Raw genomic sequence first — 24855 nt, forward strand, 5'->3', positions numbered from 1 at the left:
CGCGCACCCCGATCGACAACCCAAGAACCACACCGACGAAATCGACGAAGGAGCCACAGATGAGCGCCACCACGACCGCCGCCCCCGCGCGGCCCGGCCCCGCAACGACCGCCGGCACGCCCGGCACCGACGTGCTCGACGCGCTGGAGGCCGAATCGATCCACATCCTGCGCGAGGTCGCCGCGGAGTTCGAGCGCCCCGCCATGCTGTTCTCCGGCGGCAAGGACTCCGTGGTGATGCTTCACCTGGCCACCAAGGCCTTCTGGCCCGGCGTCGTGCCCTTCCCGGTGCTGCACGTGGACACCGGCCACAACTTCGACGAGGTCATCGCCTTCCGCGACGAGACCGTGGAAAGGCTGGGCCTGCGCCTGGTGGTCGCCAGCGTGCAGGACTACATCGACGACGGCCGGCTCACCGAGCGCGCCGACGGCACCCGCAACCCGCTGCAGACCACCCCGCTGCTGGACGCGATCTCCGCCAACCGCTTCGACGTGCTCTTCGGCGGCGGGCGCCGCGACGAGGACAAGGCGCGCGCCAAGGAACGCATCCTGTCCCTGCGCGACGAGTTCGGCCAGTGGGACCCTCGCAACCAGCGCCCCGAGCTGTGGAACCTGTACAACGGGCGCCACACCCCGGGCCAGCACGTGCGCGCCTTCCCGATCAGCAACTGGACCGAGCTGGACATCTGGCGCTACATCGAACGCGAGAACATCGCGCTTCCCCCCCTTTACTACGCCCACGAGCGCGAGGTCTTCGAGCACTCCGGCATGTGGCGGGCCGTGGGCGAGTTCAGCCAGCCCGGCGCCGGCGTGCAGGTCACGACGCGCACCGTGCGCTACCGCACCGTGGGGGACATGTCCTGCACCGGTGCCGTGCTCTCCGACGCCTACACGACAGCGGACGTCATCCGCGAGGTCGCCACCACCACCCTGACCGAGCGCGGGGCAACCCGCGCCGATGACCGCATCTCCGAGGCGGCCATGGAAGACCGCAAGAAGGACGGGTATTTCTAATGAGCACCACGAACCTCGAAACCAGCACGCCGGCAGCCGGCGCGCACACCGCCTCCGCCCACACCGCCTCCGCCCACACACTGGGCAACCGCGGGCTCTTCCGCTTCGCCACCGCCGGCTCCGTCGACGACGGCAAGTCCACCTTGGTCGGGCGGCTGCTGCACGACGCCAAGGCGGTGCTCGCGGACACGCTCGACGCGCTGGCCCGGGCCTCGGAAGCCAGCGGCTTCGGCGGCGGGGACGGCACGCTGGACCTGGCGCTGCTCACCGACGGCCTGCGCGCCGAACGCGAGCAGGGCATCACGATCGACGTGGCCTACCGCTACTTCAGCACCGGGGAGCGCTCCTTCGTGCTGGCCGACTGCCCCGGCCACGTGCAGTACACCCGCAACACCGTCACCGGCGCCTCGACCGCCGACGCCGCGATCGTGCTGATCGACGCCCGCAAGGGGGTGCTCGAACAGACCCGCCGGCACCTGGGCGTGATCGGCCTGCTGCGGGTGCCGCACGTGATCGTCGCGGTGAACAAGATCGACCTGATCGACTACGACGGGGACCGCTTCGCCGACATCGCCGCCGACGTGGCGCGCGTCGCCGCCGGGCTCGGCCTGCCGGCGCCGCACACCCTGCCGGTCTCCGCGCTGGTGGGGGACAACGTGGTGGAACGCTCGGCGCACACCCCCTGGTACACGGGCCACACGCTGCTGGGGCTGCTCGAGTCCCTGCCGACCCGCGACGAGCAGGCACGCGGCGTGGAGGGAATCAGCCACGAGGCCTTCCGCTTCCCGGTCCAGCTGGTGCTCCGGCCGCAGGGCGCGCTCGCCCCGGGACTGGACGCCGGTCAGTTCCGCGACTACCGCGCCTACGCCGGGGCGATCACCGAGGGCTCGATCTCCGTGGGCGACGCGGTCACCATCGCCTCCCCGGGCGCCCCGCGCCGGGAGACGACGGTGACCGGGATCGATGCCGCGGGGGTCGAACTGGAATTCGCCGCGGCGCCGGCATCGGTGGCGCTGCGCCTTGCCGACGAGCTGGACATCGCCCGCGGGGACACCATCGCCGCGGCCGGCACGCTGCCCGAGTCCTCCGCCGACCTGACCGCCCAGCTGTGCTGGCTGGCGGCCGCGCCGCTGCTCCCGGGGGCCACGGTGCTCATCAAGCACGGCACCGCCACGGTTCGCGCCCGGGTGACGGACATCGTCGGGGCGCTGGACCTGGAGGACTTCGGGCTGCTGCCCGCGGCCAGCCTGGAACTGAACGACATCGGCACCGTGCAGCTGCGGCTCGCCGGCGAACTGCCCACCGAGCAGTACGTGCGCCACCACCGCACCGGGGCGTTCCTGGTGATCGACCCGCAGTCCGGCAACACGCTCGCCGCCGGGCTGGTGGCCGAACGGGCCGCCGAAGCCGACGCCGAGCACTAAACCGAAAACCGACACCGAGAACCGACACCGAGAACTAAGGAAACCCGACCATGGACACCATCAGGTACACCGCCGAGCCCCCGCACCCCGGCCCCGGCCGTCGCGCGCTGCTCGCCGGCGGCACGGGCCTGCTCGGCCTGCTGGTGCTCGGTGCCGCGGCCACCACCACGGTGCCGCGGCCCGGGGCGGCAACGGCGGCGCCCGCAGCGCCGGCCGCCGCCCTGCGACTGGGCTTCTTCGCGAACCTCACGCACGCCCCGGCGCACGTCGGCACCGCCAACGGGCTGTTCGCCCGCGAGCTTGCCGGCTCCGGCACCGCGCTGGAAACCAGCATCTTCGGGGCCGGGCCGGAAGCCGTCGAGGCGCTGAACGCCGGCGCCATCGACGCCGCCTACCTGGGACCGAACCCGGCGATCGCCGCGTTCACCGCCAGCGGCGGGCGCGGGCTGCGCGTGGTCGCGGGCGCCGCGGCGGGAGGCGCCCAGCTGGTGGTCCGTGCCGGAATCAACGACGCCGCCGCGCTGCGCGGAAAGACGCTGGCCACCCCGCAGCTCGGCGGCACCCAGGACGTCGCGCTGCGCACCTGGCTCGCGGCCCGGGGGCTGAAGACGGACCTGCGCGGCGGGGAGGTCTCCATCACCCCGACGGCCAACGCGCAGACCCTGGAGCTCTTCCGCGCCGGGACCATCGACGGCGCCTGGCTGCCCGAGCCGTGGTCCTCCCGCCTGGTGCTGGAGGCCGGGGCGCGCGTGCTCGTCGACGAGGCCGACCTGTGGGACGGGAAGGACACCGGCGCGCCGGGCAAGTTCCCCACCACGGTGCTCGCCGTCTCCCCGGACTTCGCCGCCCGCCACCCGGCGACGGTCGACGCCCTGCTGCGCGGGCACCTGGCGGCGCTGGACTGGATCAACACCGCCAAGCGACCCGAGCTGGTCAAGACGCTGAACACCCAGCTGGAGCAGCTCGCCGGCGCCGCGCTGTCCCCGGCCGTGCTGGAACGCGCGCTGGGCAAGCTGGCCTTCACCGCCGACCCGCTGGCCGGCGCCTACCCGCGCCTGCAGGCCAACGCCGTCGCCGCGTCCCTGGCCGAACCGGCGAGTCTCGACGGGCTGGTGGACACCGCGTTCCTGGACCGGGCCCGCGCGGCACGGACCGAAGCAGGAGCGGGGGCCGGGGCATGAGCATCGTCATCGAGAACCTCTCCAAGGACTACGGCGCGGCGCCCGTGCTCTCCGGCATCAGCACCGTGATCGCCGAGGGCGAGTTCGTGGCGGTGCTCGGGGCCTCGGGCTGCGGCAAATCCACGCTGCTGAACATCATCGCCGGGCTCGAGCCGCCCACGGCCGGATCCGTCAGCGTCCCGGCGGCCGGCGCCGCGTTCATGTTCCAGGACGCCGCGCTGCTGCCCTGGCTCACCGCCCGCGCCAACATCGAACTCGCCCTGGAATTGCGCGGCATCCCGCGCGCCGAACGCCGCCAGCGGGCCGACGGGCTGCTGGAGCTGGTCCATCTGGGCGACGCCGGGGCCAAGCGCCCGCACGAGCTCTCCGGGGGCATGCGCCAGCGCGCCTCGCTGGCCCGCGCGCTCGGGCAGGACCGGCCGGTGCTGCTGATGGACGAGCCGTTCGCCGCGCTGGACGCGATCACCCGCGACCTGTTGCACGACGAGCTCGAGCGGCTCTGGCGCGCCCACCGGCGCACCGTGGTGTTCGTGACCCACAACGTCCGCGAGGCCGTGCGGCTGGGCCAGCGCGTGCTGCTGCTCTCGTCCCGTCCCGGCCGCGTAGCCGCCGAGTGGGAGATCGACGAGTCGGTGCGCACCGACCCGGCCGCGGCCGCGAAACTCACCCAAGACATCACCCAGCGTCTGCGCGAGGAGATCCGCCACCATGCACACTAGCCCCAGCACTGCCGCTGCCGCTGCCGCGATCGACAACCAGCTCGACAACGAGCTCGACAACGAGCTCGACAACGAGCTCGACAACGAGCTCGACAACCCGAACGACGCCACCGCAGGCAAGCCCGTCGACAACCTGAAGGAACTCGAGGCCGGACTGGACCACCTGCAGGAGGACACCGCCCCCGTGCGGCGGCCCGCCGCCACGCGGGTGCTGCTGCCGCTGGGCACGCTGGCCGGCCTGCTGAGCCTCTGGCAACTGGCCGCCTGGTTCGCCTCCCCGCGCGTGGACCTGGTCCCCGGGCCGCTCGAGGTGCTGGGCACCGCCGCCGGGCTGGCCGCCGACGGCCGGCTGGCCGAGGCGGTCGCGACCTCGCTGCAGCGCGGCGTGCTCGGCTTCCTGCTGGCCCTGGCCATCGGCACCCCGCTGGGGCTGCTGCTTTCGGCCTCCCCGGTGCTGCGCCGCGGCGTGGGCCCGCTGGTCTCCGGCCTGCAGGTGCTGCCCTCCGTCGCCTGGGTGCCGGCGGCCATCATCTGGTTCGGCCTGACCGACGCCACCGTCTACTTCGTGGTCGTCATGGGCGCCACCCCCTCGATCGTGAACGGGCTGCTCTCCGGCGTCGACACCGTCCCGCCGCAGTACCGGCGGCTCGGCACGGTGCTCGGGGCCGGCCGCGTCCAGGGCCTGCTGCGGATCGTGCTGCCCGCGGCGCTGCCCGGCTACCTGGCCGGGCTCAAGCAGGGCTGGGCGTTTTCCTGGCGCTCGCTGATGGCCGCGGAGATCATCGCCGTCGGCGGGTCGATCGGTTTCGGCCTCGGCTCGCTGCTGCAGCAGGGCCGCGACCTGTCCTCGATGGCGGTGGTCGCCTGCGCGATCCTGGCCATCCTGGTGGTCGGCATCGTCATCGAGCTGCTGGTCTTCGCCCCGCTGGAACGCAGGCTGCTGCGCCGTCGCGGCCTGGCTCCCGGAGCCGGACGATGAACCGCCCGACCCCGCCCAACGACACACACCCGAACTTCCACCCGAAGGAGCAGGCCATGACAACACCCCAGGAGTCACCCATCCACCCGCTGGCCCTGCGCCTGGCCGGCAAGGACGTGCTCTGCGTCGGCGCCGGAAAGGTGGCCGCACGCCGCATCGACCAGCTGCTCGAGGCCGGTGCGAAGATCACAGTGATCGCGCCGGAGGCCGTCGAACCGGTCGCGGAGGCCGCGGCCGCGGGCCGGCTTATCTGGCTGCGCCGCGGCTACGAGCCCGGGGACCTGGACGGCATGTGGCTGGCCCACACCGCCACCGGCAACAAGGCGCTCGACGCGAGGGTCTCGGCCGACGCCGACGCACGGCAGACCTGGTGCGTCAACGCCTCCGACCACGCGGCCTCCAGCGCCTGGACCCCCGCCGTCGCGCGGACCGGGGAGGGAACCACCGTGGCGGTCACCGCCGGCGGGGATCCGCGCCGAGCGGCCGGGCTGCGCAACGCCATCGCGCTTGCCGCCGACACCGGGCTGCTGCCGCTGCGCCGCCGCCGCTCCGGCGCCGGCTCCGTGGCCCTGGTCGGCGGGGGCCCGGGCGATCCCGGGCTGATCACCGTCACCGGGCGCCGGCTGCTGGCCGCCGCCGACGTGGTGGTCGCCGACCGGCTCGGCCCGCGCGACCTGCTCAACGAGCTCGACCCGTCCGTGCGCATCATCGAGGTCGGCAAGGCCCCGGGCGACCACCTGGCCACCCAGGACCAGATCAATGCGGTGCTGGTCGCCGAGGCCCGGGCCGGCAACCGCGTGGTCCGGCTCAAGGGCGGCGACCCGTTCGTGCTGGGCCGCGGCGGCGAGGAAGCCGCGTACTGCCGGGATCACGGCGTCGAGGTCAGCGTGGTCCCCGGGGTCACCAGTGCCATCTCCGTGCCCGCCGCGGCCGGCATCCCGGTCACGCACCGCGGGGTGGCCACCGGCTTCTCGATGGCCACCGGGCACGAGGAGCTCTCCGAGCTGCCGGCCCGCCCCGACCACACCCTGGTCCTGCTCATGGGCGTGGCCCGGCTGGCGCGCAACACCGCCACCTTGCTGGGCCGCGGGCTGCCCGCCGCCACCCCGGTCGCGATCATCGAGCGCGGCTGGTGCCCCGACCAGCGCATCACGATCGACCGGCTGGACTCCATCGCCGCCACCGCCGAACGCATCGGCGTGGCCAACCCGGCGGTGATCGTCATCGGCGACGTGGTCAGGGTCAGCCCGCACGCCGCCGCAGCCCTGGCACCGGCCGCCGGTGTCCTGCCCGTCCGCGCCCGGCAGCTGCAGCCCGTCGGCTGAGAAACCCCGTCGGCGGAGCAGTCCGCCAGCCCCACAGAACACCACCAAGACAGCTACACCCCCAGGAGGACCCCCATGACAGAGAAGAACACGCCGGCCCCCGTGAGCACGCCCGCCGCCTTCGCAGCCCGCCCGCTGCGCGTTGCCATCATCGGCGCCGGTCCCGCGGGCGTCTACGCCGCGGACATCCTCACCAAGGCGGAGCGCGACTTCGACCTCGCGATCGACCTCTTCGACCGCTACCCGGCACCGTACGGCCTGATCCGCTACGGCGTCGCCCCGGACCACCCGCGGATCAAGGGCATCGTGAAAGCCCTGCACAAGGTGCTGGACCGCGGGGACATCCGCTTCTTCGGCAACGTCGACTACGGCACCGACCTCACGATCGCGGAGCTGCGCGAGCACTACGACGCGGTCATCTTCGCCACCGGCGCCATCAACGACGCGGACCTGAACATCCCGGGCATCGAGCTGGACGGCTCCCACGGCGGCGCGGACTTCGTCTCCTGGTACGACGGGCACCCGGACGTGCCGCGCAGCTGGCCGCTCGAGGCCACGCAGGTCGCCGTGCTCGGCAACGGCAACGTGGCCCTCGACGTGGCCCGCGTGCTCTCCAAGCACGCCGAGGACCTGCTGGTCACCGAGATCCCGGAGAACGTGTACCGCGGCCTGGCCGAATCCCCGGTCACCGACGTGCACGTCTTCGGCCGCCGCGGACCCGCCCAGGTCAAGTTCACCCCGCTGGAGCTGCGCGAGCTCTCGCACAGCCACGACGTGGACATCGTGCTCTACCCGGAGGACTTCGAGTTCGACGCGGCCTCGGACACCGCCATCAAGACCAACAACCAGGTCAAGACCATGGTCGGCACGCTCACCAACTGGCTGATCGAGCAGGAGGAGCGCGAGGAACGCGGCGAGGCCGCCCAGGGCACCGAGTCCGGCCGCCCGCGCCGCCGCCTCCACTTGCACTTCCTGCATTCCCCGGTGGAGGTCACCGGGACCGACGGCAAGGTCAGCGGCATCAGGTTCGAGCGCCAGGAGCTCGACGGCACCGGCAACGCGCGCGGCACCGGCGAGCTCGTCGACTACCCGGTGCAGGCCGTCTACCGGGCCATCGGCTACTTCGGCTCGGCGCTGCCGGAGATCGAGTACGACGGGCGCACCGGCACCGTGCCGAACCTCGAGGGCAAGGTGCTGGACGCCGCCGGCACCCAGGTGCCGGGGCTCTACGCGACCGGCTGGATCAAGCGCGGCCCGGTCGGCCTGATCGGCCACACCAAGTCCGACGCCGCCGAAACCATCGCCCACCTGCTCGCTGACCTGAACGAGCTGCCGGTGGCCGCGAACCCCGCGACCGAGGCCGTGCCCGCCCTGCTGGCCGCCAAGGACGTCGCCTACACTACGTGGGACGGCTGGCTTGCGCTGGATGCGCACGAGCAGGCGCTCGGTGCGGCGGCCGACCCGGCGCCGACCCACGAAGGCCCGGTGGCGCGCGAACGCGTCAAGGTCGTGGACCGCGCCGAGATGGTCGCCGTGTCCCGCGGGGTCGATGAGCCGGCGGCGTCCCGCGGCTGAGCCGGCCGACCTGGTTGACCTGTCCGTGCGGGTCCGGTCTCGCGCCCGGCCCCGCACTGGCTAGAATTTGAGCATGTCACCACAGATTTCACATGCACCCAATACGCATGCAGCAGTAGTCACCGGCGCGTCCACCGGAATCGGCGAGGCCACGGTGCGCGCGTTGTGCGCCGCGGGCTGGACGGTCTTTGCCGTCGCCCGCCGCGCCGAACGCCTCGCGGCCCTGGCCCAGGAAACCGGCGCCATCGCCGTTCCCGCGGACGTCACCGACGACGCGCAGGTCGCGACGCTGCTCGCCGCGGTCCAGGCCGGCGGCGGCATCGACACCGTGATCAACATCGCCGGCGGAGCGCGCGGCGCCGACTACCTGGGCGCCGCGAAAAACGAGGACTGGGACTTCATGCTCCGGGTCAACGTCATGGGCACCATGAAGCTGACCCGCGCCTTCCTGCCGATGCTGCGCGCCCACGGCGAGGGCACCGTGCTGAACCTGACCTCCACCGCCGCGCTTGCCAGCTACGAGGGCGGCTCCGGCTACAACGCCGCCAAGGCCGCCCAGCGCGCGATGACCCAGGCGCTGCGCCTGGAAGAGGTCGAGAACAACATCCGCGTCATCGAGGTGCTGCCCGGACTCGTGCACACCGAGGAATTCGCGCTGCGCCGCCTCGGCGGGAACGCGGAGGCGGCCCAGGCCGTCTACCGCGGCGTGGAAAAGCCGCTGCTGGCCTCCGACGTCGCCGAGGTGGTCAGCTACGCGGTGAACCTGCCGCACCACGTGAACCTCGACGAGATCGTGATCCGCCCGGTGGCGCAGGCAGCCAACCACAAGCTGCTGCGCAAAGACTCCTAGCCGCCCGGATCGGAACAACGCCATCGTGAACCCATTTCGCCGCGCCGCCGCCTACCTGGACGCGCACCTGGCCAACATCCTCTGCGGGCTGGCGCTTGCGTCGCTGGCGCTGACCCCGTCGCTGGTGCCGCGGCCCACGGTGTTCCAGGGGTTCCTGGCCGGGCTGTGGTTCATGGTCGGCTTCCAGCTGGGCAACGCGCTGCGTGCGCTCTGGTCCAGGATCCGCGCGCGATCCAAGGGGCCCGCCGGGGATACCGAGAAAACCCCGCCACGGCCGTGGTCCGGGCGCACCCTGGCGCTGGTTCGCGCCGCCGTGGCGCTGGTCCTGGCGGCCTACGTCGCGGGGTACGCCGCCCTGGTGGTGACCTGGCAGAACGACGTGCGGTCCCTGGTCGACATGCCGCCGGTCGACGGCGCCGGGCACACGGCGTTCCTGGCCGCCATGGTGCTGACCATGGGAGTGTTCTACGCGATCGCCAGGGGCGTCGCAGCGCTTCGCCGCATGGCCTACCGCAGGACCATGCGTCGCGGCGGTTCGGTGCGCACCGGCCGCCGGGTGTCCAGGGCCACCGGAGTGGTTGCCATCCTTGCGCTCGTTGCCGGGCTGACCGGAGCGGGGCTCGCCGCGGTCGGAAAAATCTATGCCGATCGCGATGCGGAAACACTGGCCGGCAGCGTGCAGCCGGTCCTTGCCGGCCGCTCCGGCGGGCCCGGATCCGTCGTCGAATGGGACGGGCTGGGCCGGCAGGGCCGCGCCTTCGCCGGCGGCGGTCCGAGCGCGGCACACATCGCCGAGGTCACCGGCGCCCCCGCCCTGGAACCGGTCCGCGTCTATGCCGGACTGTCCCAGGGCGCGGATGCAAGCGCACGCGCGGCGCTGGTCGTCGAGGAACTGGTCCGCACCGGCGGCTTCGACCGCGACGTGCTGCTGGTGGCCACGCCCACCGGCTCCGGCTGGCTCGAGCCCCAGGCCATCGCCTCGCTGGAATACCTGTACGGCGGGAACACCGCCACCGCCTCGATGCAGTACTCATACCAACCCAGCTGGGTGTCTTTCCTGTTCGACCCGGACCTTTCCGCCGAGTCCAGCAGGGCGCTTTTCGACGCCGTCCACGCCCGCTGGCAGCAGCTGCCGGAAGGAAAGCGGCCGAAGCTTGCGGTCTACGGACTGAGCCTCGGGGCGCAGGGCATGGCCGGCAGCTTCGGGAATCTCGATGACCTGCTGGCCCGCACCGACGCCGCGCTGTTCACCGGCCCGCCGGCGAACTCGCAACCCTGGCGCGGGCTGCTGGCGAACCGCGATGCGGGCAGCCCCGTCTGGCAGCCCGTCTACCGGGGCGGGGAACAGGTGCGCTGGCAGTCCAAGCCGGGCGACTTCGCCGCGCTGGGCGGTTCGTGGCAGCAGCCGCGGATCGGCTACCTGCAGCATGCCACCGACCCGATCACCTGGCTCGACCCCGCGGTGATCCTCCAGCGCCCCGAGTGGCTGGCCGGGCCCGCGGCCTCGGGCGGCCGCGGCGCCGACGTGAGCGATTCGATGCGCTGGATCCCCGGCGTCACGTTCCTGCACCTGGTCACGGACATGCTGGTCAGCGAGGCGGTTCCGCCGAGCCACGGGCACAACTTCGGGGACGTCGCGGTCGACGGCTGGGCGCAGGTGCTGCCCGGCCACGGGCGCAGCGACGCGCAGCTGGCCTCGATCCAGTCGGTCATCGAACGCATCGACACGCACGATCCGATCTGGGAGTAGCGGCACCGGCGCGGAAGGGCCACCGATGTCCGAGCCGTCGGAGCGGCGGTCTAGTGTTGACCGGCCTGCAAAACCGCTACGCACCAAAACCACTACACATTATGGGGGACACATGAGCATGAGCATCAACAAAGACAATTATCCGCCGATGCCGGGCGCGCCGACGGGAATGCAGCAGGTCGGAGCCCTGCCGCCGGGCACAGCGGTGTTCCAGTTCCGCGGAGGCGCGGCGACCTGGTTCGGCACCCAGATCCTCGGGCTGTTGATCACGATTATGACCCTGGGGATCTGCTACCCGTTCGCGGTGGTCCTGGTGGAGCGCTGGCGCGCGAAAAACACGTTCCTGCTGGGGCGGCCCATGCAGTTCACGGGGACCGGCTGGGGCATCTTCGGCCTGTGGATCAAGTGGTTCCTGCTGTGCATCATCACGCTGGGTATCTACTCGTTCTGGGTGTACCCGCGGCTGAGCGCGTGGAAAATCGAAAACACGGTGCTGGGCTAACCCCCTGGCACGGAACGGCCGCCCGGAAACGGCGCCGGGATCCCGAACCCGCAAGAATGTCTGGCCGATCCAGGTCAGGCGTTCTTGCGGGTTTGCTGCGTTAACGGGTGCGCGGCGGGCGAGATCGCGACCGGGCCTGACAGGGGGCCGGGGCGGGAGCATGCGGAGCCCATCCGGTGCGGGGTTCAGGCGGCCAGGGGCTGGGCGGCGGGGTGGAAGATCCAGTTGCGCCTGGGTATCTGCAACGGGTCCACAGATTTCGGCTGGATGACGTGGGGCAGCCCCTTGAACATCACGACGCGGAAGTGCCCGGCGTGGTGGGCCACATGGCATCGCACGCAGAGCAGGCAGCCGCGGGATACATCTGTCCTGCCTCCGGCGTTCCACTCGTCGAGGTGGTGCGCCTCGGTCCGGTTCACCGGCATCGAGCACCCCGGGTTGCAGCATCCTTTGTCCCGCACGGCGATGGCGCGGCGCTGGGCGCGGTTGAAGTACCGCCGGGTCCGTCCCAGCTCCAGCGGGACGCCGTCGCCGTTGAGCACCAGCGGGACGATGCCCGCATTGCAGGCGATGCGCCGGCAGTTCGATGCGGAGATGTCCTGGCCGTGGTCCGTGACCCCCGCGTTTTCAAGATCCCCGACCAGCGACTCGAAATCGATGGTGACGGCGAGGGTGAAGTGCGGAAGCATCGGCATCTGTTCCTCGCTTGCCTTCCCGTGCTCCACATCCACGCCCTTGTTCTTGCCGCGGGCGGGGGCGGACGTGGTGACGATGCGGATCGAGTCGAGCACAAACTGGTGCAGTCGCTGCGCGCGCTGCCGGGCAAAGGCCTGGTCGAGGGTTTCCCCGGGCTGCAGTTCGACGCCGGGTTCCAGCGCCGCCGCCCCGGTTCGGGGGTCGGCCGCGTCGCCGAATCCCTCGACCGGGCGCCGGTCCGCCGGCGTCGCGGGGTCGATCGCCCATTCGGGGATGGGACGCGGCGGCGTGCCGGAGCCCGGCGCCGGCAAGGGAATCGTGCCCGCCAGTGCTGTGCCGGCCCGGGTTTTGGGGTTGTTGAGGATGTCGGCGGCAGTGGCCAGCAGCTCGTGCCCCTCGGCGTTGGTGATGACCCTGTACTCGTAGCCCTTGTGCGTGTGGCCCAGGTAGAACGCGCCGATGAACATCGATTCGTTCTCCTCGCGGCGATTCACGGCGCCGGCATCGAGCCGCCGGGCCTGGTCCTTGAGCAGCGTTGCGGTGCCCTGTGCGTTGCGGGTGCCGGCCGCCGCCGCGAGCTCGGCCTCGAATTGGCGGGTGACGGCATCGGGGTCCGGCTGCCTGCCGATCTCCGGGCCCATCGCCTCCAGCTTCTTCGCCAGGCCCGCCACCGTCCGCGGATCGGCAGTCGCGTCGCTGAAAATCTTGCCCAGCTGCGGGAACTTCGGCGGGAGTGCCCGGCCGTTGAAACCGGGGCGGGGAAGCAAGTTTGCCGCCGTTTCCACGCGGTGCAGGGCCTGGAAATGCGTGAGGTTCTGCTGGGTCTTGAGGAACTCGGCCTCGTCGCGGTACAGCGGTTTGCGCCCGGGAACACTGGCGGCATCGGCGGGAAGGTCGCGTTCTCCTGCCATGAAGGCGGCGGGGTCGGCGAGCAGTTCGTTCACTTCGGCCAGCGGGGCTTCGGTGATGGTATGCAACCGGGCGTCGGTGGCGCGGGCCGCCGCAAGGACCTGCCCGTAGCCGCTGATGCGGTAGAAGTCCTCGGTGAGCGCAATGAATGCCGCGGCACGGACCTGCGATGGGCCGACGGACGCCGCAGCCCTGTCGAGGATCACCCGGAACACCGGTTTCAGGACGGCGAGCAGCCGCATCCCGTCGTCGTCGGCATCCCGGTCCGGGTGCCCGCAGACGATCGAGTCGATGGCAGCCACGACGATTCCGGTGACTTCCTGCTGGGTGGTCATGGCACCAAGCATGGACGATGGCATGCCTCCGCGGGGGAGCCGCCGTAGGGAATGTGGATAAGTGCCCTGGGATTGCTCGGGCCGCCCGGCTCTGTCGAGGTTCAGCCGAAGTCCAGCGTCACCAGCACGGCCGCGTGGTCGCTGCCGGGGATCCGCGCGGTGGCGTAGCCGCAGGTCGCCACGTCGGCGGAGGTGAGCACATGGTCGATCACGATGCCGGGGTTGTACTGCCGATCGCGCGGTGAGCCGGAGCCCCAGCAGCAACAGCACCGGGACGAGCAGGACCCAGCCGATGCCGGCGGCCCGGGTCCGGCGGCGCGGCAGGGGAGCGGCGGGTGCGGCGGGGGTCGGGTGCTTCGGACAAGGATAGCCGGGCCCGGTGGGGCCGGGCCGGGAGCCCGCCGGGTTGAAGCTTCGGCGCCTCGTCGCGCTAGACTTGGATCAACACGACGTCGACCCGGCCATCACCGGTGAGTCCTCGGAAGAACGGCCATCCCGCCGCACGGCGGGCTGACCCAGTAGAACCGAGCGGGTAAGCCCGTCACAGCAGTCAATGAGCGGCCGGATCCGGCCCGGGACACCGGGCGGAGAGGGCAAGCGGGGTGGTACCGCGACGTGGAGTGACCAATTGCTCCGTCGTCGTCCCTGTGTTGGATGAAGCCCGGCGCGAGTGTGCGCCACCGATCCCAGGACTGCCGCAGATGACCAGCTACCCCAAGGCCTCGACCGACCCGCACGGCACCACGCCGTCCTCTCCCCGTTTCCCGGAGATCGAGGAGCGGGTCCTTTCCTATTGGAAGAACGACTCGACCTTCCAGGCCTCCATCGACGCCCGCGATGCCGGTGTCGACGGCGCCAACGAGTTCGTCTTCTACGACGGCCCTCCCTTCGCCAACGGCCTGCCGCACTACGGCCACCTGCTCACCGGCTACGTCAAGGACCTGGTCGCCCGCTACCAGACCCAGCGCGGATCCCGCGTGGAGCGCCGCTTCGGCTGGGACACCCACGGCCTGCCGGCCGAGCTCGAGGCCATGAAGCAGCTGGGCATGACCGACAAGGTGCAGATCGAGGCCATGGGCATCGACAAGTTCAACGACGCCTGCCGCAGCTCGGTCATGAAGTACGCCGACGAGTGGCAGAACTACGTCACCCGCCAGGCGCGCTGGGTCGACTTCGAGAACGACTACAAGACGCTGAACGTCGAGTACATGGAATCGGTCATCTGGGCCTTCAAGCAGCTGCACGACAAGGGCCTGACCTACCAGGGCTTCCGCGTGCTGCCGTACTGCTGGAAGGACGAGACCCCGCTGTCCAACCACGAGCTGCGCATGGACGACGACGTCTACAAGGACCGCCAGGACCAGACCGTCACCGTCTCCTTCCCGCTGCTCGCCGGCGACACCGCAATCTCCAAGGAACTCGCGGGCGTCCAGGCGCTGGCCTGGACCACCACCCCGTGGACCCTGCCCACCAACATGGCCCTGGCCGTCGGCCCCGAGGTTCTCTACGCCGTGCTGCCCGCCGGCGAAAACGGCGTGAAGGCGTCGAACGCCACCGGCGACTTCATGCTCGCCGAGGACCTGGTCGGCGCCTACGCCAAGGATCTGGGCTACGCCGACGCGGCCGCCGCCAAGCAAGCCATCACCAAGCGCTTCACCGGCAAGGACCTGGCCGGCATCAGGTACGCGCCGCTCTGGGGCACCTTCGCCGACGTCGAGACGTACAACACCGCGCACGCCTGGCAGCTGCTGGTCGCCGACTACGTGACCACCACCGACGGCACCGGCATCGTCCACCAGGCCCCGGCCTACGGCGAGGAGGACCAGAAGATCTGCGAGGCCGCCGGCATCCCGGTGATCCTTTCGGTCGACGAGGGCGCCAAGTTCCTGCCGCTGTTCAAGGGCGGGGAGCTGGCCGAGATCGTCGGCGTCCAGGTGTTCGACGCCAACAAGGCCATCACCAACCTGCTCAAGAACGACGCGCGCCTGATCAAGCAGGCCTCCTTCGAACACTCCTACCCGCACTGCTGGCGCTGCCGCACGCCGCTGATCTACCGCGCGATCTCCTCCTGGTACGTCGAGGTCACCAAGATCAAGGACCGCATGCTGGAGCTGAACCAGCAGATCAACTGGATCCCGGAGAACGTGAAGGACGGCCAGTTCGGCAAGTGGCTGGAAAACGCCCGCGACTGGTCGATCTCCCGCAACCGCTACTGGGGTTCCCCGATCCCGGTGTGGGAATGCGACGGCGAGGAGTGCACCCACCGCGAGGTGTTCGGCTCGCTCGATGAGATCAAGGCCGCCTTCGGGCGCCTGCCGCTGAACCACGAGGGACAGCCGGACCTGCACCGCCCGTTCATCGACGACCTGGTCAAGGCCCACGAGGGCTGCGCCGACGCCGGCACCATGCGCCGCGTCGAGGACGTGCTGGATGTCTGGTTCGACTCCGGGTCGATGCCCTACGCCCAGGCGCACTACCCGTTCGAGAACAAGGACTGGTTCGACACCCACCACCCGGCGGACTTCATCGTCGAGTACATCGGGCAGACCCGCGGCTGGTTCTACACCATGCACATCCTCTCCACCGCGCTCTTCGACCGCCCCGCGTACAAGAACGTGATCAGCCACGGCATCGTGCTGGGCTCCGACGGGCAGAAGATGTCCAAGTCCCTGCGCAACTACCCGGACGTCAACGAGGTGCTTGACCGCGACGGCTCCGACGCCATGCGCTGGTTCCTGATGGCCTCCCCGATCCTGCGCGGCGGCAACCTGGTCGTCACCGAGCAGGGCATCCGCGAGGGCGTGCGCCAGGTGCTGCTGCCCATGTGGAACGTCTGGCACTTCTTCTGCCTGTACACCAACGCCGCGAACCACGGCGCCGGCTACCAGGCCAAGCTGTCCTACACCTCCGAGGACCCGCTGGATGCGTACATGCTCGCCGCCACCGGCGACCTGGTCCGCGAAACCACCGCGAAGCTCGATGCCTACGACATCTCCGAGGCCGCCGAGACCATCCGCCAGTACATGGACACGCTGACCAACTGGTACGTGCGCCGGAGCCGCCAGCGCTTCTTCGACGAGGACACCAACGCGTTCGACACGCTCTACACCTGCCTGGAGACCCTCACCCGCGTGAGCGCCTCGCTGCTGCCGCTGGCCAGCGAGGAAATCTGGCGCGGGCTCACCGGCGGGCGCTCCGTGCACCTGGCCGAATGGCCGGACGCGGACCTGTTCGGCCACAACACCGAGCTGGTTGCCGCGATGGAGGCCACCCGCCGGATCGCCTCGGTCGGTTCCTCGCTGCGCAAGGCCGCGAACCTGCGCGTGCGCCTGCCGCTGGCCGGCATGACCGTCGCCGCGCCGAACGCCGCCGCGCTCACCGGCACGTTCGCGACCATCATCGCCGACGAGCTGAACCTGCGCAGCATCACGCTGCTCGACGCCGCCGAGGCCAATGCCGCGGAGTACGGCATCAGCCAGCAGCTGGTCGTCAACGCCCGCGCCGCAGGCCCGCGCCTGGGCAAGAACGTGCAGATGGCCATCAAGGGCGCCAAGTCCGGTGACTGGTCGGTGTCCGATTCCGGAACCGTCACCGCCGGCGGTCTGGACCTCGAGCCCCACGAGTACACGCTGGAGACCGTGGTCGCCGCCACCGAGGGCGAGAACGAGATCGCCGCGGCCGTGCTGCCCGGCGGCGGCTTCCTGGTGCTCGACACCGAGGTCACGCCCGAGCTTGCCGCGGAGGGAACCGCGCGCGACATGATCCGCGCCATCCAGTCCGCCCGCAAGGACGCCGACCTGCTGGTCGGGGACCGCATCCGCACCGAGATCACCGCCGACGCGGCCACCGTGGCCGCGCTGCACGCCAATGCCGAGCTGATCAAGGGCGAGACCCTGAGCACGGGCCTGGTGCTGCACACCGCCGAGGACGGAACGCCCGTGAGCGTATTCGTCGAAACCGTGGCGGCCGCCGAGGCCGCCGGTAAAGAAATGGGACCCACCACGTGAGCACCTACGGCAAGTACACGGTAGAGGGCGTCTACGCCGAACTGCTGGCACGCGCACCGGAAAACAAGATCGAGCCGCGCATGGAGCCGATGTTCCGCGCCATGGAGATCCTCGGGGAGCCCAACAAGGCGTTTCCGATCATCCACGTGACAGGCACCAACGGCAAGACCAGCACGGCCCGCATGATCGAGTCGCTGCTGCGCGCCCACGACCTGCGCACCGGCCGCTACTCCTCGCCGCACCTGACCTCGGTTACCGAGCGCATCGCGATCGACGGCGATTCGGTGGACGACGAGACGTTCGTGCGGATCTGGCACGAGATCGCCCCCTACCTGCAGATCGTCGACGACGAGCTCACGGCCAAGGGCGAGAACCGGATGACCTTCTTCGAGGCCATCACCGTCCTGGGCTTCGCGATCTTCGCCGACGCCCCGGTGGACGTGGCGATCATCGAGGTCGGCCTGGGCGGCATCACCGATGCGACAAACGTCGGTGACGGCCAGGTCTCCGTGATCACCCCGATCTCGCTGGACCACACGGACCTGCTGGGTGACACCACCGAACTGATCGCGCAGGAGAAGGCCGGCATCATCAAGCCCGGCGGCTTCCTGGTCTCCGCGGCCCAGCCGGCGGACGCCGCGCAGGTGTTGCTGGACCGCGCCCGCGAGCTCGAGGTGCCCTACAAGTTCGAGGGCATCGAATTCGGCGTCGAGAACCGCATCGTCGCCGTGGGCGGCCAGCAGGTCGACCTGCAGGGGCTGGCCGGGCGCTACCCGGGCATCCTGCTGCCGCTGCACGGCGAACACCAGGCGCAGAACGCCGCGGTGGCGCTGGCCGCAGTGGAGGCGTTCATCGGGGGAGGTGCGACGGAGCTGAACCACGACCTGGTCATGGAGGGCTTCGGCGCCGCCACCAGCCCGGGCCGCCTCGAGGTCATCCGCACCGCCCCGAGCGTGCTGCTCGACGCCGGGCACAACCCGGACGGCATCCGCGCCTCGGCGAAGGCCGTCAAGGAGGCCTTCGGGTTCTCCAAGCTGGTGCTTGTCATCGGCATCCTCGCCGAAAAGGACGCCCCGGCCATGCTCGCCGAGCTGCGCGAGCAGTACATCGACCTGGTCGAGGACATCTGCATCACGCAGTCCAACTCCCCGCGCGCCATCCCCGCCGGCGAACTGGCCGGAATGGCGCTGGAGGCCGGCTTCAACGAGGAGGACCTCTTTGTCACCGAGCGCCTCGACGACGCCCTGGAATGGGCAGTCGGCCGCGCGGAGGACAGCGAGGACTTCGGCGGCGGCGTGCTCGTCACCGGATCCATCACGCTGATCGGGGAGACCCGCATGCTGATGGGGGGAAAGTAGGACATGGCAAAAATGACCAAGGCGCAGCGTGAATGGCGCCCGGGCCAGCCGAAAAAGCCCCGCTCCACCCGTGTGATGTTCGCCTCAACGGTGCTCACCCTGGAGGCCTTCCTGGCGTTCTTCGTCGCGCTGGCCTACTCGGGGCTTCATCGCGAGACCACCAGCCCGGTGCTGGCGCTCGGGGCGGGCTCCGTGCTGGCGCTGGCCTGCATCTTCACCTGCGCCCTGCTGAAAAAACCGCTGGGATACGCCATCGGCTGGGGACTGCAGCTCGTTTTCATCCTGACCGGGTTCCTCATGCCGGAGATGTTTGTCATCGGCCTGTTGTTCGCCGCAACCTGGTGGTACGCCGTGACCAAGGGGCACTCGATGGACGTGGAGACCGCGCGTCGTGCCAGGGAACAGGCCGAGTGGGACGCCGCGCACCCGGAGCCAGACGCTTCGTAGCCCGCGCGCAACCGTAGAATCAGTACCAAACACCGTTTTTTGCACCACTTACCCGTGACAGGAGCAGCTTCATGACCATTGAACGCACCCTCATCCTCATCAAGCCGGACGGCGTCAAGCGCCAGCTGACCGGCCAGATCATCGCCCGCGTCGAGGCCAAGGGCTACGGAATCGCCGAGCTGAAGCAGGTCCACGCGACCCGCGAACTGCTCGAGGCGCACTACGAGGAACACGTGGGCAAGCCGTTCTACGAGCCGCTCGTGGAGTTCATGCTCTCCGGCCCGGTCGTGGCCATCATCGCCGAGGGCCACAACGTCATCACCGGCTTCCGCTCGCTGGCCGGCACGACCGACCCGACCACCGCAGCCCCGGGCACCATCCGCGGCGACCTGGGCCGCGACTGGGGCCTGAAGGTCCAGCAGAACCTGGTCCACGGTTCGGACTCCGTCGAGTCCGCCGCCCGCGAGATCGGCATCTGGTTCGCCTAAGCGGCCCGATGCCTCATCGGCCAAACGCAAGGGCCCGGCACCTTCATCCCCTTCGGGGGAGCGGTGCCGGGCCCTTGGCGTATCCGGACGGGATTTACTCCTTGGCGGCCCGCACGGATCCGATGAGCGAATCGATGCCGAGCGCCAGCCCCGCGCCGATCACGTAGGCCAGCAGGTCCAGCGGGACAAAGGTGGACCCGAGCACCAGCCGGATCGGCGGGAACGCCGCGGCAAGCGTCGCAGGGATCGAGGTGATCTGCAGCAGTTCGATCGCAACGCAGAAGGCCAGGGCGATCGCCGCGTTGGACCAGGGTGCGGCGCGCGGACGCAGGAACACCAGTAGAACATAGACCAGCACCGCGTAGAGAACCCCGCCGGAGAGGTCCGCAGCCGGCCCCGCGCCAAGGAATCTGGCGCCCAGGCCCAGCACAACCACCGGCACAACCAGCAGCCCCGCGGCCAGCCGCCTCATGCGTGCCCGCGGGTCAGCCACCGAAGAACGCCTGCGGGAAGCGAAGGACGACGCTGGCGGCCGTCAGGATCAGCAGCACGATCGTCAGCACCCACGTCCACTCGGCGGAGAACCTCTTGAGGCCCGCGGGGGCCGGGATCACGCCGTGCGCCACGTTGCGGGCCGTGGTGAACATAAACATCGGGATCATCATCGTCCATACCACCATGCAGTACAGGCACAGGGCGTTGATCTCGTACAGGGCCTGGGACCAGAGCCAGATAATGAAGACCATCGCCAGGGTCACGCCCGCCTGCAGCCCCAGCCAGTACCAGCGGGCAAACCGGGCCCCGGCCAGCAGTGCCATGCCGATCGTGATGACGATGCCGAAGCCCACGATGCCCAGAAACGGGTTAGGGAAACCCAGCAGTGCCGCCTGGGCGGACTTCATGACGGTGCCGCAGGAGACCCACGGGTTGATGTCGCAACTGGTCACGTAGTCCGGGTTCTTGTAGAGGGCCACTCGTTCGAGCACCAGGATGCCGGAGGCGATCCAGGCGACGCCTGCGGTGAGCACAAGGAAGAGCCCGAAGGGCTTGGCCCTCCGCAACGCCGGTAGGCCTGCCTCGTCGATGTCTGTCGAGTCCGCGTCGGCTCGGGACGTGCTCATCAATAACTCCCTTGGTTTTCCTGCAGTGGTCCGGCGGCGCCGGCAAAGCCGCGCCGATGCTTGAAGTCTAGTGGTCGAAACCGTGCAAACCGGCCCCCGGGCGCGGCAAGCCGCATGTCAAGGCGGAGTCGCCAACGGGGCCGAAGGCGGGATCCGTGGGCTGCTCGACATGCCCGAGCGCGCCGAAATGCGCAGATGGGTCCGCCGGAGTTCCACGGTATGAGACAATTGCAGTGGTTGTTCGCGGATCCACAGTCTGCTTTCAACCCAACGACAGGCTTTCAAGCCCGATTGCGATGCATCTGCTGCGTAGAGACCGCCTATACGAAGGTCTGAGCGAATACCGCGATTTGGTCGCCGCAACAAAAAGCGGCTTGTTTGGAAAAGCGCCGTTGGTTTTGCCGGATGCCGCGCCCCACAATGGTTGGCGTACCCTGCAAGACGAGCACACGACTTCCGCTAGGACACGCGGCCACACCGGCCCGGTTACTGCGAACCAACCAAGGCTCGGCGAGCTATCTGTGGGAGCAGCCGATCCATGAGGAGCACTCTTTTAACATGGCAACAAATCGCGACGAATCAAAGACGTCAGGTCAGGCCCCCAAGGGACGAGCCCGCACCAGCCGCCCGCGCAACAACTCCAGCGAACCCACGGTCCCGGCCCGCCCGGTGCGCCGTGCGATGACCCTCGCCGAACTCAATGACGCGGCGGCGGCACCAACCCGCAACACCCGCGCCAATGTTGCGCCACGCACCGCCCAGGCACGCACCACCCAGGAACGCCGCCGCCCGGCGGCCAAGACCGAGGCCTCGGCCGCGGCGCCGGTCGTCGAGACCGCGGCCGTCGCCGCCCCCGTGAAGAAGGCCCCGGCCAAGCGCGGCCCGCGCCGCGCCACCTCGGCCGTCACCAGCCCGGTGGCCAGCGCCGAAGCCCCGGTCGGCCTCATTGAAGCTGCCCCGGTTGCGGCATCCGCCGCCGAGCCCGTCGCCGAAGCCCCGGCCACCGTCCCGGCGCAGGTCGAGGAGAAGGCCGAAGCGAAGGCCCTGGCCAAGCGCCCGACCCGTTCACGCTCCCGCCGCGCCTCGGCACCCGCCGGCGACGCCGCCGGCACCCCGGTCAAGGAAGCCGCCGTTGCTGCTCCCGTGGTCGAGGCACCCGTTGTTGAAGAAACCGTCGTCGAAGAAGCCGTTGTTGTCGCACCGGTTGTCGAAGCGGCCGAAGAAGTTGTCGTAGTGGCGGAGGCCCCGGCCGAAACCGTCGAAGCTCCCGCAGAGGCGCCTGCCAAGACGGCGCGCAAGCGTCCGACCCGTTCCTCGCGTTCGGCCAAGGCACCTGCAACCGAAGAAGTTGTTGCCGAAGCCCCGGCCGAAGCCGAGAGCATCGTCGAGGCCGTCGCCGCCGAGGCCATGGCCACCGCAGGAACCGAATCCGCCGGCATCACCGACCCGTTCGCGATCCCGGAAATGGCGCTCTCCGTGCTGTTCCAGGCTCCCGACCTTTCCGCGGTCGCACCGGTTGCTGCCGATGAGGACGAGGAGGAGGATTCGGCCGGCAACCGCCGCAATCGCCGTTCGCGTACCCGCACCCGCGCCGAGGGCGAAGCCGCCGAGGGCGTCGACACCGACGAGGACGAGTCCGATGGGGACGCCGTCGTTTCGCGTCGTCGTCGCCGTCGCCGCCGCGGCGAGGCCGACCTTGAACTTGCCGGTGGCGAGCAGGACGATCCGCCGAACACGATCACCCGAGTTCGCGCACCGCGCACCTCCCTTGATTCGGTCATGTCCAACAAGGTCACGGCCGTCAAGGGCTCGACCCGCCTTGAGGCCAAGCGCCAGCGCCGCCGCGATTCGCGCGAGTCCGGCCGCCGCCGCCAGGTGATCACCGAGGCCGAGTTCCTCGCACGCCGCGAATCCGTCGACCGCCAGATGATCGTGCGCCAGCGCGAGGACCGCATCCAGATCGGTGTCCTGGAGGACGGCATCCTTGCCGAGCACTTCGTCTCCAAGACCCAGCAGGACTCGCTGATCGGCAACGTCTACATCGGCAAGGTGCAGAACGTGCTGCCTTCCATGGAAGCCGCCTTCGTCGACATCGGACGCGGCCGCAACGCCGTGCTCTACGCCGGCGAGGTCAACTGGGACGTCGCGGGCCTCGACGGCCAGCCGCGCCGCATCGAGCATGCCCTGAAGTCCGGGGACACCGTGCTGGTGCAGGTCACCAAGGATCCGGTGGGCCACAAGGGCGCCCGCCTGACCAGCCAGATCTCCCTGCCGGGCCGCTACCTGGTCTACGTGCCGGGTGGCTCGATGACCGGCATCTCCCGCAAGCTCCCGGACGTGGAGCGCAACCGCCTGAAGAAGATCCTCAAGGACCACCTGCCGGAAAACGCGGGCGTCATCGTCCGCACCGCGGCCGAGGGTGCCTCCGAGGAAGAGTTGATGAACGACATCAACCGCCTGCGCGCCCAGTGGGAAGGCATCGAGGCCGCCTCGACGTCCACCAAGACGCTGGCCCCGGAACTGCTCTACGGCGAACCGGACCTGACCATCAAGGTCGTCCGCGATGTGTTCAACGAGGACTTCACCAAGTTGATCGTCTCCGGCAACGAGGCATGGGACACCATCGAGGCCTACGTGACCTACGTGGCCCCGGACCTGATCTCGCGCCTGGAAAAGTGGGAGAGCAACGAGGATATCTTCGGTTCCTTCCGCATCGACGAGCAGATCCACAAGGCGCTTGACCGCAAGGTCTTCCTGCCCTCGGGCGGCTCGCTGGTCATCGACCGCACCGAAGCCATGACCGTTGTCGACGTCAACACCGGCAAGTTCACCGGCTCCGGCGGCAACCTCGAGGAAACCGTCACCAAGAACAACCTGGAGGCGGCCGAGGAGGTCGTGCGCCAGCTGCGCCTGCGCGACATCGGCGGCATCATCGTCATCGACTTCATCGACATGGTGCTCGAGTCCAACCGCGACCTGGTGCTTCGCCGCCTGGTCGAATGCCTGGGCCGCGACCGCACCAAGCACCAGGTTGCCGAGGTGACCTCGCTGGGCCTGGTCCAGATGACGCGAAAGCGCATGGGCACCGGCCTGCTTGAGGTCTTCGGCGAGAACTGCGAGGCCTGCAACGGCCGCGGCGTGATCACCCACGACGAGCCCGTTGAGCACCGCCGTGCGTTCAACTCCGCCGGCGAATCGCATGCAGCGGTGAGCCGCGGCCAGGAGAAGCCTTCGCGTGCCGAGCGCCGCCGCCGCAACCGTGCCTCCGACGAGCCGACCCCTGCGGAGAACATCGCCGAGGCTGCAGCCGAGGTCCATGCCGTGGAGCCGGAGGCCAACGAGGCCAAGGCAACCGCGGCTCGCACCGCCTTTGCCAACATCGCCGCCGCCGCGCACGCCGCACACGAACACGAGGATGCCGCGGCCGAGGCCGCCGGCGCCACGCTGACCGTGGGTGGGGAGCAGGTTGTCGTGCCGAACGCACGCCGCCGCCGTGCCGGTTCCGAGGCTTCGGCCCCGGAGCTGACCTTGGAGAACCTGGAAGCAGCGCTTCCTGACAATTCCCCGGTCGCGGAGGCCGATGAGGACGCCGCAGGCGCCACCCGTGCCCCGCGCAGCCGTAGCCGCCGCAAGAGCCGTTCTAAGGCCACTGTGCCGGAGCAGGCTACCCCGGCCCCTGAACAGGCTGCACCGGTCGTCTCCGGCGTGGCAGGCCAGGCTTCCGCCGCAGCACCTTCGGAGACGAAGGCCGTTGTGGCGACCTCTAAGACTTCGGGTATCGAGCCGGTGGCGCGCGTCAAGCGCAGCCGCCGTGCCACGAGCCCGCAGGGCGGGTCCGACGCCGCAGTTTCTGTGGCATCGGACACGCTTGCAACACCGGGTTCTGCCCATGTTGCTTCGTTGGCAGATATCCCAAAGGCCGCTCAGCCCCTAAACGACGCCAATGCGCCGATTATGCTGGGTGTCGGGGTACCGGTCAACGAGTTGAAATAATTGGGTCTTGACGACTTGCTGGGGTAAGTTGTATTTGCCCCAGCAGCGCTTTTTAGCGTAGTCTGGATCCTCGGTGCGAACGCCAGCTATCGGATTCTTCCGCTCGGCGTGCCAGCACAGCGCAATCCTCGTTAGTATTTGAGGTAGTGATGCGCAGCAAGACATATTGAACGTCGAGTAGAA

Annotated in this window: 18 protein-coding genes; 15 read left to right on the forward strand and 3 right to left on the reverse strand. The window is 69.9% G+C overall.

What is annotated here, in order from left to right:
* Nucleotides 1-59: 59 nt before the first annotated feature.
* From cysD to ACIQLF_RS11565, 10 genes are all read left to right on the forward strand, one after another.
* On the forward strand, nt 60-1013 hold the full coding sequence (gene cysD / locus ACIQLF_RS11520) for a sulfate adenylyltransferase subunit CysD (RefSeq protein ID WP_400298252.1): 954 nt from the start codon (nt 60-62) through the stop codon (nt 1011-1013).
* Nucleotides 1013-2437, forward strand: coding sequence for a sulfate adenylyltransferase subunit 1 (locus ACIQLF_RS11525; RefSeq protein WP_400298255.1), 1425 nt, complete (start codon nt 1013-1015; stop codon nt 2435-2437). The genes cysD and ACIQLF_RS11525 overlap by 1 nt, the downstream gene beginning before the upstream one ends.
* 50 nt (nt 2438-2487) lie before the next feature.
* Nucleotides 2488-3618, forward strand: coding sequence for an ABC transporter substrate-binding protein (locus ACIQLF_RS11530; protein WP_400298258.1), 1131 nt, complete (start codon nt 2488-2490; stop codon nt 3616-3618).
* Nucleotides 3615-4337 (forward strand): ABC transporter ATP-binding protein, encoded by a 723-nt coding sequence (locus ACIQLF_RS11535; protein WP_400298261.1) that lies wholly within the window; start codon nt 3615-3617, stop codon nt 4335-4337. The genes ACIQLF_RS11530 and ACIQLF_RS11535 overlap by 4 nt, the downstream gene beginning before the upstream one ends.
* Entirely contained in the window at nt 4327-5316 is a 990-nt protein-coding gene (locus ACIQLF_RS11540; RefSeq protein ID WP_400298263.1) for an ABC transporter permease, read from the forward strand. The genes ACIQLF_RS11535 and ACIQLF_RS11540 overlap by 11 nt, the downstream gene beginning before the upstream one ends.
* Before the next feature lie 56 nt (nt 5317-5372).
* Entirely contained in the window at nt 5373-6641 is a 1269-nt protein-coding gene (gene cobA, locus ACIQLF_RS11545; RefSeq protein WP_400298266.1) for a uroporphyrinogen-III C-methyltransferase, read from the forward strand.
* A gap of 75 nt (nt 6642-6716) precedes the next feature.
* Nucleotides 6717-8216, forward strand: coding sequence for an FAD-dependent oxidoreductase (locus ACIQLF_RS11550; RefSeq protein ID WP_400298269.1), 1500 nt, complete (start codon nt 6717-6719; stop codon nt 8214-8216).
* A 73-nt stretch (nt 8217-8289) separates the two neighbouring features.
* Complete coding sequence (locus ACIQLF_RS11555) at nt 8290-9066, forward strand: SDR family oxidoreductase (protein WP_400298272.1); 777 nt, start codon at nt 8290-8292, stop codon at nt 9064-9066.
* 25 nt (nt 9067-9091) lie between these two features.
* Entirely contained in the window at nt 9092-10816 is a 1725-nt protein-coding gene (locus ACIQLF_RS11560) for an alpha/beta hydrolase (protein WP_400298275.1), read from the forward strand.
* A 118-nt stretch (nt 10817-10934) separates the two neighbouring features.
* The gene (locus ACIQLF_RS11565; protein WP_400298277.1) at nt 10935-11318 is read left to right on the forward strand and encodes a DUF898 family protein; all 384 of its coding nucleotides are present in this window, start codon (nt 10935-10937) and stop codon (nt 11316-11318) included.
* Nucleotides 11319-11503: 185 nt separating this feature from the next.
* Here the strand turns inward: ACIQLF_RS11565 and ACIQLF_RS11570 are convergent, their stop codons facing one another.
* Nucleotides 11504-13258 carry a DUF222 domain-containing protein gene (locus ACIQLF_RS11570; protein WP_400298280.1) on the reverse strand — a complete coding sequence of 585 codons (1755 nt, stop codon included), beginning with the start codon at nt 13256-13258 and terminating at the stop codon, nt 11504-11506.
* 701 nt (nt 13259-13959) lie between these two features.
* On the opposite strand from ACIQLF_RS11570, the gene ileS reads away from it, so the two are divergent.
* The 4 genes from ileS to ndk all read left to right on the forward strand — a co-directional run bounded on the left by ileS (nt 13960) and on the right by ndk (nt 19558).
* Nucleotides 13960-17265 carry an isoleucine--tRNA ligase gene (gene ileS, locus ACIQLF_RS11575; RefSeq protein WP_400298283.1) on the forward strand — a complete coding sequence of 1102 codons (3306 nt, stop codon included), beginning with the start codon at nt 13960-13962 and terminating at the stop codon, nt 17263-17265.
* Entirely contained in the window at nt 17262-18623 is a 1362-nt protein-coding gene (locus ACIQLF_RS11580; protein WP_400298285.1) for a bifunctional folylpolyglutamate synthase/dihydrofolate synthase, read from the forward strand. The genes ileS and ACIQLF_RS11580 overlap by 4 nt, the downstream gene beginning before the upstream one ends.
* A gap of 3 nt (nt 18624-18626) precedes the next feature.
* A complete protein-coding gene (locus ACIQLF_RS11585) occupies nt 18627-19070 on the forward strand; it encodes a DUF4233 domain-containing protein (RefSeq protein WP_400298288.1) in 444 nt (147 codons plus the stop codon).
* Between the two features lie 71 nt (nt 19071-19141).
* Complete coding sequence (gene ndk, locus ACIQLF_RS11590) at nt 19142-19558, forward strand: nucleoside-diphosphate kinase (protein ID WP_400298291.1); 417 nt, start codon at nt 19142-19144, stop codon at nt 19556-19558.
* A gap of 94 nt (nt 19559-19652) precedes the next feature.
* On the opposite strand, the gene ACIQLF_RS11595 is transcribed toward ndk, so the two are convergent.
* Together ACIQLF_RS11595 and ACIQLF_RS11600 are read right to left on the reverse strand one after the other, a co-directional pair.
* Nucleotides 19653-20051 carry a DUF2809 domain-containing protein gene (locus ACIQLF_RS11595; protein ID WP_400298294.1) on the reverse strand — a complete coding sequence of 133 codons (399 nt, stop codon included), beginning with the start codon at nt 20049-20051 and terminating at the stop codon, nt 19653-19655.
* Nucleotides 20044-20679, reverse strand: coding sequence for a vitamin K epoxide reductase family protein (locus ACIQLF_RS11600; RefSeq protein WP_400298296.1), 636 nt, complete (start codon nt 20677-20679; stop codon nt 20044-20046). The genes ACIQLF_RS11595 and ACIQLF_RS11600 overlap by 8 nt, the downstream gene beginning before the upstream one ends.
* Before the next feature lie 558 nt (nt 20680-21237).
* On the opposite strand from ACIQLF_RS11600, the gene ACIQLF_RS11605 reads away from it, so the two are divergent.
* Complete coding sequence (locus ACIQLF_RS11605) at nt 21238-24672, forward strand: Rne/Rng family ribonuclease (protein ID WP_400298298.1); 3435 nt, start codon at nt 21238-21240, stop codon at nt 24670-24672.
* Nucleotides 24673-24855 lie beyond the last annotated feature (183 nt).

The organism is Paeniglutamicibacter sp. NPDC091659 (assembly GCF_044756805.1).
In the GTDB taxonomy this organism is placed as follows: domain Bacteria; phylum Actinomycetota; class Actinomycetes; order Actinomycetales; family Micrococcaceae; genus Paeniglutamicibacter.

Coding starts and splice junctions, on each gene's coding strand:
- ACIQLF_RS11555 (WP_400298272.1), top strand. CDS start 8,290: ATGTCACCACAGATTTCACATGCACCCAATACGCATGCAGCAGTAGTC.
- ACIQLF_RS11530 (WP_400298258.1), top strand. CDS start 2,488: ATGGACACCATCAGGTACACCGCCGAGCCCCCGCACCCCGGCCCCGGC.
- cysD (WP_400298252.1), top strand. CDS start 60: ATGAGCGCCACCACGACCGCCGCCCCCGCGCGGCCCGGCCCCGCAACG.
- ileS (WP_400298283.1), top strand. CDS start 13,960: ATGACCAGCTACCCCAAGGCCTCGACCGACCCGCACGGCACCACGCCG.
- cobA (WP_400298266.1), top strand. CDS start 5,373: ATGACAACACCCCAGGAGTCACCCATCCACCCGCTGGCCCTGCGCCTG.
- ACIQLF_RS11525 (WP_400298255.1), top strand. CDS start 1,013: ATGAGCACCACGAACCTCGAAACCAGCACGCCGGCAGCCGGCGCGCAC.
- ACIQLF_RS11570 (WP_400298280.1), bottom strand. CDS start 13,258: ATGACCACCCAGCAGGAAGTCACCGGAATCGTCGTGGCTGCCATCGAC.
- ACIQLF_RS11535 (WP_400298261.1), top strand. CDS start 3,615: ATGAGCATCGTCATCGAGAACCTCTCCAAGGACTACGGCGCGGCGCCC.
- ACIQLF_RS11540 (WP_400298263.1), top strand. CDS start 4,327: ATGCACACTAGCCCCAGCACTGCCGCTGCCGCTGCCGCGATCGACAAC.
- ACIQLF_RS11565 (WP_400298277.1), top strand. CDS start 10,935: ATGAGCATCAACAAAGACAATTATCCGCCGATGCCGGGCGCGCCGACG.
- ACIQLF_RS11550 (WP_400298269.1), top strand. CDS start 6,717: ATGACAGAGAAGAACACGCCGGCCCCCGTGAGCACGCCCGCCGCCTTC.
- ACIQLF_RS11585 (WP_400298288.1), top strand. CDS start 18,627: ATGGCAAAAATGACCAAGGCGCAGCGTGAATGGCGCCCGGGCCAGCCG.
- ACIQLF_RS11600 (WP_400298296.1), bottom strand. CDS start 20,679: ATGAGCACGTCCCGAGCCGACGCGGACTCGACAGACATCGACGAGGCA.
- ndk (WP_400298291.1), top strand. CDS start 19,142: ATGACCATTGAACGCACCCTCATCCTCATCAAGCCGGACGGCGTCAAG.
- ACIQLF_RS11605 (WP_400298298.1), top strand. CDS start 21,238: ATGGCAACAAATCGCGACGAATCAAAGACGTCAGGTCAGGCCCCCAAG.